The sequence below is a fragment of the Pseudomonas sp. FW300-N1A1 genome (assembly GCF_058789115.1).
In genome coordinates this window covers 57093-72962 of the sequence record NZ_JBYTBK010000006.1, presented here as the reverse complement: position 1 = coordinate 72962, position 15870 = coordinate 57093, and the positions used below count along the sequence as shown (strand labels likewise).

Annotated in this window: 9 protein-coding genes and 1 other RNA gene; 5 read left to right on the top strand and 5 right to left on the bottom strand. The window is 61.8% G+C overall.

Annotated elements, in window-relative coordinates; genetic code table 11:
- The first annotated feature begins 190 nt into the window (after window positions 1-190).
- Window positions 191-505, top strand: a complete 315-nt coding sequence (locus AC3WQN_RS06990; protein WP_103399935.1) for a helix-turn-helix domain-containing protein — start codon at window positions 191-193, stop codon at window positions 503-505.
- Window positions 506-952: 447 nt separating this feature from the next.
- Here the strand turns inward: AC3WQN_RS06990 and ffs are convergent.
- From ffs to AC3WQN_RS06965, 5 genes are all read right to left on the bottom strand, one after another.
- Window positions 953-1049: signal recognition particle sRNA small type (gene ffs / locus AC3WQN_RS06985), an RNA gene on the bottom strand.
- A 314-nt stretch (window positions 1050-1363) separates the two neighbouring features.
- Window positions 1364-3721, bottom strand: coding sequence for an NAD-dependent DNA ligase LigA (gene ligA, locus AC3WQN_RS06980; protein ID WP_103399934.1), 2358 nt, complete (start codon window positions 3719-3721; stop codon window positions 1364-1366).
- A gap of 243 nt (window positions 3722-3964) precedes the next feature.
- Window positions 3965-4819 (bottom strand): cell division protein ZipA, encoded by an 855-nt coding sequence (gene zipA, locus AC3WQN_RS06975; protein WP_103399932.1) that lies wholly within the window; start codon window positions 4817-4819, stop codon window positions 3965-3967.
- Window positions 4820-5075: 256 nt separating this feature from the next.
- Window positions 5076-8564, bottom strand: a complete 3489-nt coding sequence (smc, locus tag AC3WQN_RS06970) for a chromosome segregation protein SMC (RefSeq protein ID WP_103399931.1) — start codon at window positions 8562-8564, stop codon at window positions 5076-5078.
- 2 nt (window positions 8565-8566) lie between these two features.
- Window positions 8567-9226 carry a GntR family transcriptional regulator gene (locus tag AC3WQN_RS06965; protein ID WP_095082707.1) on the bottom strand — a complete coding sequence of 220 codons (660 nt, stop codon included), beginning with the start codon at window positions 9224-9226 and terminating at the stop codon, window positions 8567-8569.
- A 266-nt stretch (window positions 9227-9492) separates the two neighbouring features.
- Here AC3WQN_RS06965 and xdhA point away from each other — a divergent pair, with 266 nt between their 5' ends.
- From xdhA to guaD, 4 genes are all read left to right on the top strand, one after another.
- Window positions 9493-10947, top strand: a complete 1455-nt coding sequence (xdhA, locus tag AC3WQN_RS06960; protein WP_103399930.1) for a xanthine dehydrogenase small subunit — start codon at window positions 9493-9495, stop codon at window positions 10945-10947.
- On the top strand, window positions 10940-13339 hold the full coding sequence (gene xdhB, locus AC3WQN_RS06955; RefSeq protein WP_103399929.1) for a xanthine dehydrogenase molybdopterin binding subunit: 2400 nt from the start codon (window positions 10940-10942) through the stop codon (window positions 13337-13339). Before xdhA ends, xdhB begins: the two co-directional genes overlap by 8 nt.
- Window positions 13340-13474: 135 nt before the next feature.
- Window positions 13475-14317: a xanthine dehydrogenase accessory protein XdhC gene (gene xdhC / locus AC3WQN_RS06950; protein ID WP_103399928.1), complete on the top strand. Its 843-nt coding sequence runs from the start codon at window positions 13475-13477 to the stop codon at window positions 14315-14317.
- Between the two features lie 23 nt (window positions 14318-14340).
- Window positions 14341-15645 carry a guanine deaminase gene (gene guaD, locus AC3WQN_RS06945; RefSeq protein WP_103399927.1) on the top strand — a complete coding sequence of 435 codons (1305 nt, stop codon included), beginning with the start codon at window positions 14341-14343 and terminating at the stop codon, window positions 15643-15645.
- Window positions 15646-15870 lie beyond the last annotated feature (225 nt).

The following is a 15870-nucleotide window of genomic DNA, read 5'->3' as shown; positions in this document are numbered from 1 at the left end:
CAGGTTCAGGGCTGACGCAATGATGGCCGTTTCGCATCACCCGGACGCCTGACACCAGGCCAGCCAATAAGCGAGCCAAACGCCAATTCTACGAAATACATCACGTTTTTAAAAGCAAGGTGATGAATCATGCAGTTGTTCAATGCAAAAAACTGTCGTTAAGTTCTTGATTCTAAATGGGAATCGAGCGATGCACATTTCAAGTTTGGGTCCAGCCATCAAACGCTACCGCAAGGTAGCCGGGCTTACTCAGGCTGAACTTGGCGAAAAAACCGGTTTTGACCCCAAAACCATCAGCCGCTTCGAAACCGGCACCTACGCCCCCAGCGTCGAAGCCCTGTTCAGCTTTGCCGACGTACTGGGCGTGAAGCCCAAGGCGTTCTTCGCCGACCTGGGCGACGAAGAAGAGCAGCGCGCCTATCTCTTCGGTGTCATACACAAAGCCCCCCAAAAGGATCTGGGAAAGCTGATCGCAGCGGTAGATCAAGCCTTGTCCAAGCCTTAGAGCCAGAAACAGAAACAGGCGGAGTAACGACTGATCGTTGCCCCGCCTGTTTTGTTTGATTACGCCTGGAAACCAGCGCATCTGAAAAACCATGACCCGGAATTGGCAGCCTCGGTGAGTCATCCTCGTCGAACACCTGGGTGCGCGACTGGCAGAACGCCGATACGCACACCCAGCGCACAGGCGCAAAGAGATCAATCAGATGCCTGTCGATGGGTGCTGTTTTCCAACCGGAGGGAACAACGCGAACGCATTGGCAGCAGCAGACGACACCTTGAACCGAGGAGCGTTCAGAGGGCAATCGGCAGGGAGACTGACAAAGGAGACGTTTGCAACGAGCAGACTTTCGCGCAGGCCCGTTTGGGTCAGTTGCGATGGCGTTCTATTTTGAGGATTTTTTCGAGGTTCAGCCCGCTTCTGAAGAACGAGCTAGCGTTAAGGTGGCGACCCCACCAGCCACACCCCGGCACACAATGTCACCGCTGCGGCTGCTCCCTTCCAGGCCTGACCGGGTTCACGGCTGATCGTTGCGGGGGGACCGATGGGGTCACCATAACGACGCTCGCCAGTCGGCGAGCCGCGCCATTGTACCTATCTGAGACGAAGTTACAACCGTTGGTTTCGGATTAAAAATACGAGGCCCGTCAAGGACCTGCGTTAATCCCGGTTTTATTGCGCCAATGCCCCGCCGCCCGCTTGCCGGACCACCAGGTGAATGACGTGCCGCTGCTGATTATTCCCGCGCCGCACAGGAGAATAATCAGTCTGGCTGCCGTTCGCCTGCACAGCGGTCGCCGGGATCGCGGCGACCGCTTCGCGCTCCGGCGCCAGCAAACGCCCTCGTCACAGGTCCGGGAATCAGACCGTGATACCGTGACCGCTCAAGAACGCCACGAAGGCTTCTTCGTCCAGCACCTTCAACCCCAACTCATTGGCCTTGACCAGCTTCGAGCCGGCGCCCGGCCCCGCCACGACACAATAGGTCTTGGCCGACACCGAGCCCGCCACCTTGGCGCCGAGGCTTTCGAGCTTGTCCTTGGCGATGTCGCGACTCATCAGTTCCAGGCTGCCGGTCAGCACCCAGGTCTGCCCCGCCAGCGGCAAGCCTTCGACGACTTTCTTCTCGCTGTGCCAGTGCATGCCAAAATCATGCAACTGCTGTTCGGCACTCAACGCCAGCTGGCGATTTTTCTCGACGGCGAAGAACTCGCGCACTGCGTTGGCCTGCTTCTCCGGCAGCGCCTGGCGCATGTCCAGCCAGTCGGCGGCGATGATCGCCTGCAACGAACCGAACTTGTCCGCCAGCTTCTGCGCCCCGCCCGGGCCGACCGAGGGAATGTGCAGCTTGTCGATCATCCCGCCCAAGGTGGTGCTGGCGGCGAACTCGGCACCTAGCTCACCCTGGTCCTGAATGTCCAGGCCGTGGCCCAGCAACGCTTCGATCACCCGCTGGTTGTGCCCATCGGTAAAGAAGCTGTGGATCTCGTAAGCGACCTCCAGGCCGACGTCCGGCAAGTAGGTCAAGACTTCCGGCAACGCTTGCTGAACGCGCACCAGCGACCCCAGGGAGCGTGCCAGCACCTTGGCCGTCTCTTCGCCGACGTCGGGAATCCCCAGGGCATAGATGAAACGCGCCAGCCCGGGTTTCTTGCTGTCGGCGATGGCACCCAGCAGGTTGTTGCTCGACAGCTCGGCGAACCCTTCGAGGTCGACGATCTGCTCGAACATCAATGCATAGAGGTCCGCTGGCGAGCCGACCAGGCCTTCATCCACCAACTGCTCGACGCTTTTCTCCCCCAGCCCTTCGATATCCATGGCGCGGCGCGACACAAAATGGATGATCGCCTGCTTGAGTTGCGCACCACAGGCCAGTCGCCCGACACAGCGATACACCGCGCCTTCGCTGGTGGTCTCACGCCCCTTGCTGCGCTTGACCAGTTGCGTGCGCTCGACATGGGAGCCGCACACCGGGCAGTTCTCGGGAATCTGCACCGGGCGGGCATCGTCCGGGCGACGCTCGGTGACCACCTGCACCACTTGCGGAATCACGTCACCGGCACGGCGAATGATCACCGTGTCGCCGATCATCAACCCCAGGCGTGCCACTTCATCCATGTTGTGCAAGGTCGCATTGGACACGGTCACGCCCGCTACCTTCACCGGTTTCAAGCGCGCAACCGGAGTAACGGCGCCGGTACGACCAACCTGGAACTCCACATCGAGCAACTCGGTGAGCTCCTCCATGGCCGGGAACTTGTGGGCAATCGCCCAGCGCGGCTCCCGCGCACGGAAGCCCAACTCGCGCTGCGAGGCAATGCTGTTGACCTTGAACACCACGCCATCGATTTCATAAGGCAAGGCGTTGCGGCGCTCACCAATGTCGCGGTAGTAGTCGAGGCACTCGCCGATACCCTTGGCCAGCTTCAGCTCGCGACTGACCGGCATGCCCCACTGCTTGAGCTGCTGCAAGAGACCGATGTGCGTCTCGGCAATGTCTGCCGATACCTGGCCAATGCCATAGCAGCAGAACTCCAGAGGGCGACTGGCGGTGATCTTCGAATCCAGCTGGCGCAGGCTCCCCGCCGCGGCGTTACGCGGGTTGGCGAAGGTCTTGCCACCGGCTTCCAGTTGCGTCGCGTTGAGGCGCTCGAAACCGGCCTTGGACATATAGACCTCGCCACGCACCTCCAGGGTCGACGGCCAACCACTGCCCTGCAGCTTGAGCGGGATATTGCGCACCGTGCGCACGTTGACGCTGATGTCTTCGCCCGTGGTGCCGTCACCGCGCGTGGCGCCGCGCACCAGCTCGCCATCCTGGTACAACAGGCTGACCGCCAGGCCATCGAGCTTGGGTTCGCAGCTGTATTCAACCTCGACACCGCCGCCAAACAAATCACCGGCCGGCAGGTCCAGGCCTTCGCTCACCCGGCGGTCGAACTCGCGCATGTCGGTTTCTTCGAAGGCGTTGCCCAGGCTGAGCATCGGCACTTCATGACGCACCTGGGTAAAGGCCGACAACGCAGCACTACCGACCCGCTGAGTGGGCGAATCACGGGTGACCAGCTCGGGATGGGCCGCTTCCAGCGCCTTGAGTTCGTGGAACAACCGGTCGTACTCGGCGTCCGGAATGCTCGGCTGATCCAGCACGTGGTAACGGTAGTTGTGCTGATCCAGCTCAGCGCGCAGCTCTAGGATGCGGTTTTCGGCGGCGTTCATGGGTGTTCTCTCATAAAGCAAAAGAGCAGCCGAGGCTGCTCAATTTTTAAAATACGATAGCGTAAGGACGCGGACTCTGTGGCGAGGGAGCTTGCTCCCGCTGGGCTGCGCAGCAGCCCCTTCGTTCCGGCAACCCTGTTTCGCCAGATACGCAGTATTCGCTGGTTTCACGACGGCTTCGCCGCCGAGCGGGAGCAAGCTCCCTCGCCACAACAAGCCCTCAGGAGAGCTTGCAATTAGATATCAGCGCTTCTGGGTCAGGGCGCGGCGCTCGAACTCAACGATACGTTGACGGTAGTGCTCGATGGTCTGCGCGGTCAGCACGCTGCGCTGATCGTCCTTGAGCTCGCCATTGAGCTCTTGGGACAACTTGCGAGCGGCAGCCACCATCACGTCGAAAGCCTGCTTCGGGTGACGCGGACCCGGCAAGCCGAGGAAGAAACTCACGGCCGGGGTACTGAAGTGGTCGATGTCGTCCAAGTCGAAAACACCTGGCTTGACCGCGTTGGCCATGGAGAACAGCACCTCGCCATTACCCGCCATGCTTTCGTGGCGGTGGAAGATGTCCATCTCGCCGAAACGCAGGCCGCTTTCCAGAATGTTCTGCAGCAGGGCCGGGCCCTTGAAGCCACCGGTATCACGGCAGATCACGCTGATGACCAGCACTTCTTCGGCCTGTTGCGTGTCCTTGTCGGCCGCGGCGCTCGACGCCTTGGTGTCAGCCGGGAAGTCATCATCACGGCTGCTGAAGCTCGGGCCGCCGTCCAGGTCCAGGTTGAGGTTCAAGTCACCCTGGCTCGGCTCGCTGTGGTTACGCTTGCCACGCTTGGAACCCGACTCGCGCGGTTCACGGGCAGGCATGCTCACCGACGGCAGGTCGTGCTCGTCCAGTTGCGGCTCTTTATGGTTGTCCAGTACGCGCGGCGGGCCCAGCAGTTCGGCACCGCTGTCCTCGTCCGGCAGACTGGACAGGCTGCGGTCCAGGCGAAACTTGAGTTTGCCCTTGCCGCCGCGCATGCGCCGCCAGCCATCAAAAAGAATACCGGCAATGACAATGATGCCGATGACGATCAGCCACTCGCGCAGACCGATTTCCATGTAATCCCGTGCCTCTATAAAAAATGCTGAAAAATAAGGGGTTTACAACTCGCAAACCGCTTTAAAACGTGGCGCCAACTCTATGTTCTGACAGGCGTTTTGCCCACGTACACGAAAAATTGACATTAAACTAGCACGACCAAAGGTAACTTTACACCGTCTGTCACAATGGCTTCAGCGAATATGTCGATTGGCCAGCAATCCATCGGGGAAAAACCCCTTGTTTTCCACAAACATACCGCCCGCACACCATGACTCAAGCGTCCACCATCGCCATCGCCTCCTCAACATCAACGGCCACCAGACGTGAACAACCGGGCTCGTGCATCGTGACCCCCATCAATTGATCCGCCATTTCCATGGCAATCTTGTTGTGGGTGATATAGATGAACTGCACGGTTTGCGACATCTCTTTGACCAGCCTTGCGTAGCGTCCAACGTTAGCGTCATCCAGCGGGGCGTCAACCTCATCGAGCATGCAGAACGGTGCCGGATTGAGTTTGAAGATGGCAAATACCAGGGCCAATGCCGTCAGCGCTTTCTCGCCGCCAGACAACAAATGGATGGTGCTGTTCTTCTTCCCGGGCGGACGCGCCATGATCGTTACCCCTGTATCGAGTAGATCTTCGCCCGTCAGTTCCAAATAAGCGCTGCCGCCACCGAAAACTTTTGGAAAAAGCGCCTGTAAACCGCCATTGATCTGATCAAAGGTATCCTTGAAGCGGTTGCGGGTTTCCTTGTCGATCTTGCGAATGACGTTTTCCAGGGTGTCGAGCGCCTCCACCAGGTCGGCGTCCTGGGCATCCAGGTAGCGCTTGCGCTCCGATTGCTGCTGGTACTCGTCAATGGCCGCGAGGTTGATCGCGCCGAGCCGCTGGATTCGCGCGGCAATGCTTTCAAGTTCGGCTTCGGCGGCTTGTTCACTGGCCTCAGCCACCAGGGTGGCGAGTACGCCATGCAAGTCGTAGCCATCTTCGAGCAATTGATCCTGCAAGGTTTTGCGGCGCACGGTCAGGGCTTGCCATTCCATGCGCTGATGCTCGAGCTGGCCACGGATCAATTGCGCTTGCTGCTCGGCCTGGTTGCGGCGCTTCTCGGCGTCACGCAATTCGCGGTCGGCATCTTCCAGTGCGACTTGCGCCGTTCTCAATTCATCGTCGACGCTCATGCGCTTGTCCAGCAACTCTTCAAGCTTGAGCCGCAACTCTTCCAGCGGCGCCTCGCCCTCCTCCAGGTTGAGGCTCAACTGTTCGCGCTTTTCCGTCAGGCGCTCGGACTGCAACTCCAGCCGCTCCAACGCCTGACGGGTCGAGTCGTGCTGCGCCTTGAGCGACCCCAGGCGCACCGCCAACTGATGGGCATGGTCCTTGTGCTGGCGGGCTTCCTGGCGCACCCGGTCCAGGCGCTCGCGCAGGCTGTCGCGCTGGGCCAGGAGCAATTCACGCTGCTCGGTGTCCAGAGCCATGCTGTCGAGGGCGTCCTGTAACTGCAGGCGCGACTCGCCCACCTGCTCGTGCTCCAGCGCGCGCTGTTCAGCCAGCTCCCCCAACTCTTCATCGAGACGGGTGCGACGCAACGTCAGCTGTTCGGCCTTGGCTCTGCCGGCCGACAACTGCGCCTTGAGTTCGCCTTGCTGGCGGGCTTCGTCCTGCAGCAAACGACGCAGGTGTTCGCGACCGTTTTCTTGCTGGCGTTGCTGGGCACGCAGGTTTTGCAAGGTGCTTTCCAGGGTGTCGACCGTCGCTTCACGCTCTTCGCGCTCAAGGCCAAGGCGCTGGATTTCCTGACCGCGGGCCAACAGGCCGCTCTCGGCCTCGCTGGCGCGACGCACTCGCAGAAAGTGCCGGCCCACCCAATAACCATCGCGACTGATCAGGCTTTCACCCGTTGCCAACCGCGAACGCAGCGCCAAGGCCTGTTCAAGGCTGTCCACCGGCTTGACCTGGCCCAGCCAGGGCGACAGATCGATCTGTGCCTCGACCTTGTCCAGCAGGCTGCCGGGGATGCGCACACCGTCGGCGGCCGGGCTGAGCAAGCGCAGGTCACCCTGGGCGAACCCGGACAGGTCGAACCCGGCAAAATCATCCACCAACACCGCTTGCAGGTCGGCACCGAGCACGGTTTCCACCGCCAGCTCCCAACCGGCGTCAACCTTCAAGCCTTCGGCCAGGCGCGGGCGCTCGGCCAGTTGCTGTTCGCGCAACCACTGGGCCGTACCGGTGCCCGGATCCAGCGCCGCCTGCTGCAAGGCCTCTAGCGAAGCCAGCCGGCCGTTGAGGCGCTGCAAGTCACCCTGGGCCTGCTGCTGGTTGTACAGGGCCTGTTGCAGCTCCTGGCGCAACTGTTCAAGCCGCTCGACTTGCGCTTCTTCACTGGCCTGCAGGTCTTCGAGGGTCGCTTCGCTGGCGGCGAGCTGCTCGCTGAGTTCGAGCATCGCCGCATCTTCAGGATCCGCCGACAGCAGATCACGCTCTTCGACCAGGCGCCGTTGACGATCGGCCAGGCGCTCCATGCTGGTTTCCAGCTGCTGGATGCGCGACTGCTGGACTTCGGCCTGTCGCCGCGGCTCGGCCGAGCGCAGGTTGAAACTGTCCCACTGCTCCTGCCAGCCGTGCATGGTGGTTTCGGATTCTTCCAGGGCGGCCGCGGCTTCTTCGGCAGCCGCACTGGTGATTTCCTGCTCGGGAGTGAGCATGTCCAGCTCTTCGCCCAGGGTCGCGAGCAACGTCCGGTCGTGCCCCAGGTGCGATTCGGTTTCCTGGCGCGAGCGCTCGGCCTCCTTGAGGTCGTCCTGCAACTGGCGCAAACGCTGCTGGCCGTGCTGGATGCTCTGCTCGACCCGGGCAATGTCGCCACCGACCGAATAGAAGCGCCCCTGCACCAGGTTGAAGCGCTCGGAGAGCTCGTGATGACCGTCGCGCAAGCGTTCGATGCTGGCGTCGGCATTGCGCTGTTCGGCGACCAGGGCTTCGAAACTGATTTCCTGGTTGCCAATGATCGCCTCGCGCTGGCCGACCTGTTCATTCAATGCCTGCCAGCGCAAGGCCGACAGCTGGGCCTTGAGCTGACGCTCCTCGGCCTTGTATTGCTGATACTTCTCGGCCGCCTGGGCCTGACGGTGCAGCCGCTCGAGCTGACGCTCCAGCTCTTCGCGCAAGTCAGTCAGGCGCGCCAGGTTTTCATGGGTGCGGCGGATGCGGTTTTCAGTCTCGCGCCGACGCTCCTTGTACTTGGAGATCCCCGCCGCTTCCTCGATGAAGTTGCGCAGGTCTTCGGGCTTGGCCTCGATCAGCTTGGAGATCATCCCCTGCTCGATGATCGAGTAGCTACGCGGCCCAAGGCCAGTACCCAGGAAGATATCGGTAATGTCCCGGCGACGGCACTTGGTGCCGTTGAGGAAATAGGTGTTCTGGCTGTCGCGGGTGACTTTGCGGCGAATGGAAATTTCCGCGTAGGCCGCGTACTCGCCGACCAGCGTGCCGTCGGAGTTGTCGAACACCAGTTCGATACTCGCCTGGCTCACCGGCTTGCGGCTGGTGGAGCCGTTGAAGATGACGTCGGTCATCGACTCGCCGCGCAAGTTCTTGGCCGAGCTCTCGCCCATCACCCAGCGTACGGCGTCGATGATGTTCGACTTGCCGCAACCATTGGGCCCGACCACCGCCGCCATGTTACTGGGGAAGTTGACCGTGGTCGGGTCGACGAAGGATTTGAACCCCGCCAGTTTGATGCACTTGAGCCGCACGTTCAGGCAACCGGCAAGGCAGACAGCACCAGGTCGCAACTGCGCTGGGCATAGGCCGAGAGCACGATGCGAATCTGCGGCAGGTCACGGGCCAGCACGGCCGCCAGCAAGCGCTCGAACAGCTCGAGGAACTCACTCATCTCGGCCTTGCGCTGTTCCAGGGCAAGAAAGTAGGCGCGGCTCATGGCCGGTTGCAGGTTCTCGACGGTTTCCTGCAGGTACGGGTTGTTGGCGAACGGGTACGCCGCGCGCATCACATTGAAGCTGTCATCGACAAAGGTGCGGATGTCCTGACGCTCAAAGCTGGCGTTGAGCCGCTGCTGGATCTGCACGAACGGCAGCATGTCGGCCTGGACTTGCCAGCCGTTGGCCACCGCGTTGCCCAGCAGGATGTACAGCTCGCTCATCAGCGTGCACAGGCTCTGCACCTTGTGCGCGGTGAGCTCGGTGACATGGGCGCCGCGTCGCGGAAGAATCGCGATCAGGTGGCGGCGCTCCAGGATCAGCAAGGCTTCACGGACCGAACCGCGGCTGACATTCAGCGCCAGCGTGACCTTCTGTTCCTGGATGCGCTCCCCCGGCTTCATTTCGCCGCGAATGATGCGTTCGGCGAGGTGGTGAGCGATTTGCTCGGCGAGGCTGTCCGGCGCCTTGAACGTCATGGTTTTCCTTGAAAATCTTCAATCTGCACAAGCGGCGCAGTGTAGCGCACTTGATAGGGGATGGCGCAGGGCCTGACCCGGGGAAATTGGCACGATTCAAGCAAAAAGCGCGGTATCCCGAGAGGGTCAATAATGAAAGAAACGGCTGTTGATCGGCAAACCTCAATTTCCTGACCTTGAAGTCAGAAAATCATTGACCGAAAAGTCAGACCTGCTAAATTCAGGTCACGTCGATTAACAACAATAATGAGTCTGCGAGGCCTTCCGTGATCCAGTTTTTATTAAACCAGGAACTCCGTAGCGAGCACGCCCTGGACCCGAACCTGACCGTGCTGAACTATCTGCGCGACCACTTGGGCAAGCCCGGTACCAAAGAAGGTTGCGCCAGTGGCGACTGTGGCGCGTGTACGGTGGTGGTCGGTGAATTGCACACCGATGACACCGGCCGCGAGCATATTCGCTATCGCAGCCTCAACTCGTGCCTGACCTTTGTGTCGTCCCTGCACGGCAAACAACTGATCAGCGTCGAAGACCTCAAGCACCAGGGCCAACTGCACAGCGTGCAGCAGGCGATGGTCGAATGCCACGGCTCCCAGTGCGGCTTCTGCACGCCGGGCTTTGTCATGTCGCTGTTCGCCCTGCAGAAAAACAGCGAGCAACCCGACGCCCACAAGGCCCACGAAGCCCTCGCCGGCAACCTGTGCCGCTGCACCGGCTACCGGCCGATCCTGCAAGCCGCCGAGCAAAGTTGCTGTGGCAAGCAGCCTGACCAGTTCGATGCCCGCGAAGCCGAGACCATTGCTCGCCTGAAGGCCATCGCCCCCAGCGATACAGGTGAACTCAACAGTGGCGACAAACGCTGCCTGGTGCCGCTGACCGTGGCCGACCTGGCCGATCTCTACGACGCCTATCCGCAAGCGCGCCTGCTGGCGGGCGGCACCGACCTGGCACTGGAAGTGACCCAGTTCCACCGCACGCTGCCGGTGATGATCTACGTCGGCAACGTCGCCGAAATGAAGCGCATCGAACGCTTTGACGACCACCTGGAAATCGGTGCCGCCACCGCCCTCTCCGATTGCTACGACGCACTGAACGCCGAGTACCCGGACTTCGGTGAACTGCTGCAACGCTTTGCCTCCCTGCAGATCCGCAACCAGGGCACCCTGGGCGGCAACATCGGCAACGCCTCGCCCATCGGCGACTCGCCACCGCTGCTGATCGCGCTGGGTGCGCAGATCGTGCTGTGCAAAGGCAACACCCGCCGCACCCTGGCCCTGGAAGACTATTTCATCGACTACCGGGTGACTGCGCGCCAGGAAAGCGAGTTCATCGAAAAGATCATCGTGCCCCGTGCCAGCGCCGAGCAACTGTTCCGCGCCTACAAGGTATCCAAGCGCCTGGACGATGACATCTCCGCCGTCTGTGCAGCGTTCAACCTGCGCATTGAAAACGGCGTGATTGCTGACGCCCGCGTCGCCTTCGGCGGCATGGCCGCGACCCCGAAACGGGCAAAGCACTGTGAAGCCGTACTGCTGGGCGCGACTTGGAACAAGGCCACCGTCGAAAGCGCCTGCGCTGCCCTCGCCGAAGATTTCACCCCGCTGTCGGACTTCCGTGCGAGCAAGGAATACCGCCTGCTCAGTGCACAGAACCTGCTGCGCAAATACTTCATCGAACTGCAAACACCGTACATCGAGACTCGGGTGACCGCTTATGTCTAACCATCACAACGTTGAAAAGACCCAAGCCGAACTGGCCGAGCTGTTTGCCAGGGACCTGACCACCGGCGTCGGTCGCAGCGTCAAGCACGACAGCGCCGCCAAACACGTGTCCGGTGAAGCGCAGTACATTGATGACCGACTGGAGTTCCCGAATCAGTTGCACGTTTACGCGCGACTGTCGGACCGTGCCCACGCGAAAATCATCAGCATCGACACCCAGCCCTGCTACGCCTTCGAAGGCGTGCGCATCGCCATTACCCACAAAGACATACCGGGCCTGAAAGACATCGGCCCACTGCTGCCGGGCGACCCGCTGCTGGCCATCGATGACGTGCAGTTCGTCGGCCAACCGGTGCTCGCCGTCGCCGCGAAGGACCTGGAAACCGCGCGCCAGGCCGCCATGGCGGCGGTCATCGAATATGAAGACCTGGAGCCGGTGCTCGACGTGGTCGACGCCCTGCGCAAACGCCACTTCGTCCTCGACAGCCACACCCACCAGCGCGGCGATTCGGCCAATGCACTGGCAACCGCCGAACACCGTATCCAGGGCACGCTGCACATTGGCGGCCAGGAACACTTCTACCTGGAGACCCAGATTTCTTCCGTGATGCCGACGGAAGACGGCGGGATGATTGTCTACTGCTCGACCCAGAACCCCACCGAAGTGCAGAAACTGGTCGCCGAAGTGCTGGACGTGTCGATGAACAAGATCGTCGTCGACATGCGCCGCATGGGCGGCGGTTTCGGCGGCAAGGAAACCCAGGCCGCCAGCCCGGCCTGCCTGTGCGCGGTGATCGCGCACCTGACCGGACAGCCGACCAAGATGCGTCTGCCCCGGGTCGAAGACATGCTGATGACCGGCAAGCGCCACCCGTTCTATGTCGAGTACGACGTCGGCTTCGACAGCACCGGCCGCCTGCACGGCATTGCCCTGGACCTGGCAGGCAACTGCGGCTGCTCGCCGGACCTGTCGGCATCCATCGTTGACCGGGCCATGTTCCACTCGGACAACTCGTACTATCTGGGCGACGCGACCATCAACGGTCACCGCTGCAAGACCAACACCGCCTCGAACACCGCCTACCGTGGTTTTGGTGGCCCGCAAGGCATGGTCGCCATCGAAGAAGTGATGGACGCCATCGCCCGCCATCTGGGCCTCGACCCGCTGGCCGTGCGCAAGGTCAATTACTACGGCAAGACCGAGCGCAACGTCACCCACTACTACCAGACCGTCGAGCACAACATGCTCGAGGAAATGACCGCCGAGCTGGAAGAAAGCAGCCAGTACGCCGAACGCCGCGAAGCGATCCGGCGCTACAACGCCAATAGCCCGATCCTGAAAAAAGGCCTGGCGCTGACCCCGGTGAAGTTCGGGATTTCCTTCACCGCCAGCTTCCTCAACCAGGCCGGCGCCCTGGTGCATGTCTATACCGACGGCAGTATCCACCTCAATCACGGCGGCACGGAAATGGGCCAGGGCCTGAACACCAAGGTCGCCCAGGTGGTGGCCGAAGTGTTCCAGGTGGAAATGGACCGGGTGCAGATCACGGCCACCAACACCGACAAAGTGCCGAACACCTCGCCGACGGCCGCGTCCAGTGGGGCCGACCTCAACGGTAAGGCCGCGCAAAACGCCGCCGAGATCATCAAGCAGCGCCTGGTGGAGTTTGCCGCGCGCAAGTTCGGGGTCAGCGAAGCAGACGTGGAGTTCCACAACGGCCATGTGCGCATTCGCGACCAGATCCTGACCTTCGAGGCCCTGATCCAGCAGGCGTACTTTGCCCAGGTGTCGCTGTCCAGCACCGGGTTCTACAAGACCCCGAAAATCTACTACGACCGCAGCCAGGCCCGTGGTCGTCCGTTCTACTACTTTGCCTTTGGTGCGGCCTGTGCCGAGGTGATCGTCGACACCCTGACCGGCGAGTACAAGATGCTGCGCACCGACATCCTCCACGACGTCGGCGCCTCGCTGAACCCGGCCATCGACATTGGCCAGGTCGAAGGCGGCTATATCCAGGGCATGGGCTGGCTGACCATGGAAGAGCTGGTGTGGAACGCCAAGGGCAAACTGATGACCAATGGCCCGGCCAGCTACAAGATCCCGGCGGTGGCCGACATGCCGCTGGACCTGCGGGTCAAGCTGGTGGAGAACCGCAAGAACCCGGAAGACACAGTGTTCCACTCCAAGGCCGTGGGCGAGCCGCCGTTCATGCTCGGCATCGCCGCCTGGTGTGCGATCAAGGACGCCGTGGCCAGCCTGGGCGACTACCGCCATCAACCGAAAATCGACGCGCCGGCGACGCCGGAGCGGGTGTTGTGGGGTTGTGAGCAGATGCGCCAGTTGACGGCGGTGAAGCCAGTCGAGACTGAGCCTGAGTTGGCTCCGCTTTAAGACCGCGTCGCGCCCTTCGCGGGCAAGCCCGCTCCCACAGGGTCATGTGCTGACTGATGGATCTGTACAAATCCAATGTGGGAGCGAGCTTGCTCGCGATAGCGGACTAACAGACACACAGATGTCGAGGTGAACATGTACAACTGGATCGACGCCCTCGCCGACCTGCAAGCCCAGGGTGAACCCTGCGTGCTGGTGACCATCATCGAAGAGCTCGGCTCGACGCCGCGCAATGCCGGCTCGAAGATGGTCATCAGCGCCACGCAGTCCTATGACACCATCGGTGGCGGGCATCTGGAATACAAGGCGATGCACATCGCCCGGGAGATGCTGGCCAGCGGCAAGCAGGACACCCACCTGGAGCGCTTCACGCTCGGCGCCAGCCTCGGCCAGTGCTGCGGCGGCGTGACCGTGCTGCTGTTCGAACCCATGGGTCAGGTGCAGGCGCAGATTGCCGTGTTCGGTGCCGGCCACGTCGGTCGGGCGCTGGTGCCCTTGCTGGCCAGCCTGCCCTGCCGCGTACGCTGGATCGACTCGCGCGAAACCGAGTTCCCCGAGCAGATCCCCCATGGCGTGCGTAAAATCGTCAGCGAAGAACCGGTGGACGAAGTCGACGACCTGCCCGTCGGCAGCTACTGCATCGTCATGACCCACAATCACCAGCTCGACCTGGAGCTCACCGCCGCGATTCTCAAGCGCAACGACTTCGCCTACTTCGGCCTGATCGGCTCGAAGACCAAGCGGGTCAAGTTCGAACACCGCCTGCGCGAGCGCGGTGTCGACAACAGCGTGCTGCAACGCATGCGTTGCCCGATGGGCATCGGCGAAGTCAAAGGCAAATTGCCTGTGGAAATCGCCATCTCCATCGCAGGGGAAATCATCGCCACCTATAACGCGAATTTCGGCCAGCACACTGCCCGCGCCGAACCTATTGCCAAACTGCTTCCCGCTTCACGCCGCAGCCACGCGTCGAACTGATAAGCCACGAACTGAGAATTCCCATGCCTTCGACTTGCAAAGCCTACCGCGCCGCCATCCTGCACAGCATCGCCGACCCCGCCGTGGTGGGCATCGAAGCCTCCTACGAGTACTTCGAAGATGGTTTGCTGGTGACCGAAAACGGCCAGATCAGTGCCATCGGCCACGCCACCGAACTGCTTGCCAGCCTGCCCGCCGACATCGAGATCACCCACTATCAGGATGCGCTGATCACCCCGGGCTTCATCGACACCCATATCCACCTGCCGCAAACCGGCATGGTCGGTGCCTACGGCGAACAACTGCTGGACTGGCTCAACACCTACACCTTCCCGTGTGAAAGCCAGTTCGCCGACAAGGCCCACGCCGAAGAAGTCGCCGATATCTTCATCAAGGAACTGCTGCGCAACGGCACCACCACCGCCCTGGTGTTCGGCAGCGTGCACCCGCAGTCGGTGGACTCGTTCTTCGAAGTCGCCCGCAAGCTTGACCTGCGGATGATCGCCGGCAAGGTGATGATGGACCGCAACGCACCGGACTACCTGACCGACACCGCCGAATCCAGCTACGTCGACAGCAAGGCGCTGATCGAGCGCTGGCACGGCAAGGGTCGCCTGCACTACGCGGTCACCCCGCGCTTTGCCCCGACCAGCACCCCGGAACAACTGACCCTCGCCGGCCAGTTGCTCGGCGAATACCCTGACCTGTACATGCAGACCCACATCAGCGAAAACCTGCAGGAAATCCAATGGGTCAAAGAGCTGTTCCCGGAGCGCAAGGGCTACCTGGACGTCTACGACCACTACAAGCTGCTGGGCGAGCGCTCGGTGTTCGCCCACGGCGTGCACCTGTGTGACGACGAATGCGCGCGCCTGGCCGAGACCGGCTCGGCCATCGCCTTCTGCCCGACCTCGAACTTCTTCCTGGGCAGCGGCCTGTTCAACTTGCCGATGGCCGAGAAGCACAACCTGAACGTCGGCCTGGGCACGGACGTGGGCGCCGGCACCAGCTTCTCGCTGCTGCACACCCTCAACGAAGCCTACAAAGTCATGCAACTGCAAGGCGCACGCCTGAGCCCGTTCAAGTCGCTGTACCTGGCCACCCTTGGCGGTGCGCGAGCGCTGCGCCTGGAGGACCGCATCGGCACCCTGCAACCGGGCACCGACGCCGACTTCCTGGTCCTGGACTACAACGCCACGCCACTGCTCAGCTACCGCCTGAAACAGGCCAACACCATCGCCGAAACCCTGTTTGTCCTGATGACCCTGGGGGATGACCGCACGGTGCTGCAGACCTATGCGGCGGGCAACCTGGTGCATCAGCGCTAAGGTATTCCGGGCATAAAAAAATCCCCCATGGCCGTGAGGCTCCGGGGGATTTTTGTTGTCTCCGTGGCGAGCGAGCTTGCTCGCGCTGGGGTGCGAAGCGCCCCCAACATGATGATTGCAGGCTTCAGATAAAACCCGGTGATCGGTCTTGGGGCTGCTGCGCAGCCCAGCGCGAGCAAGCTCGCCACAGGGGATGTGTGCCCGCAAGGGACGCACCGCGGTGGC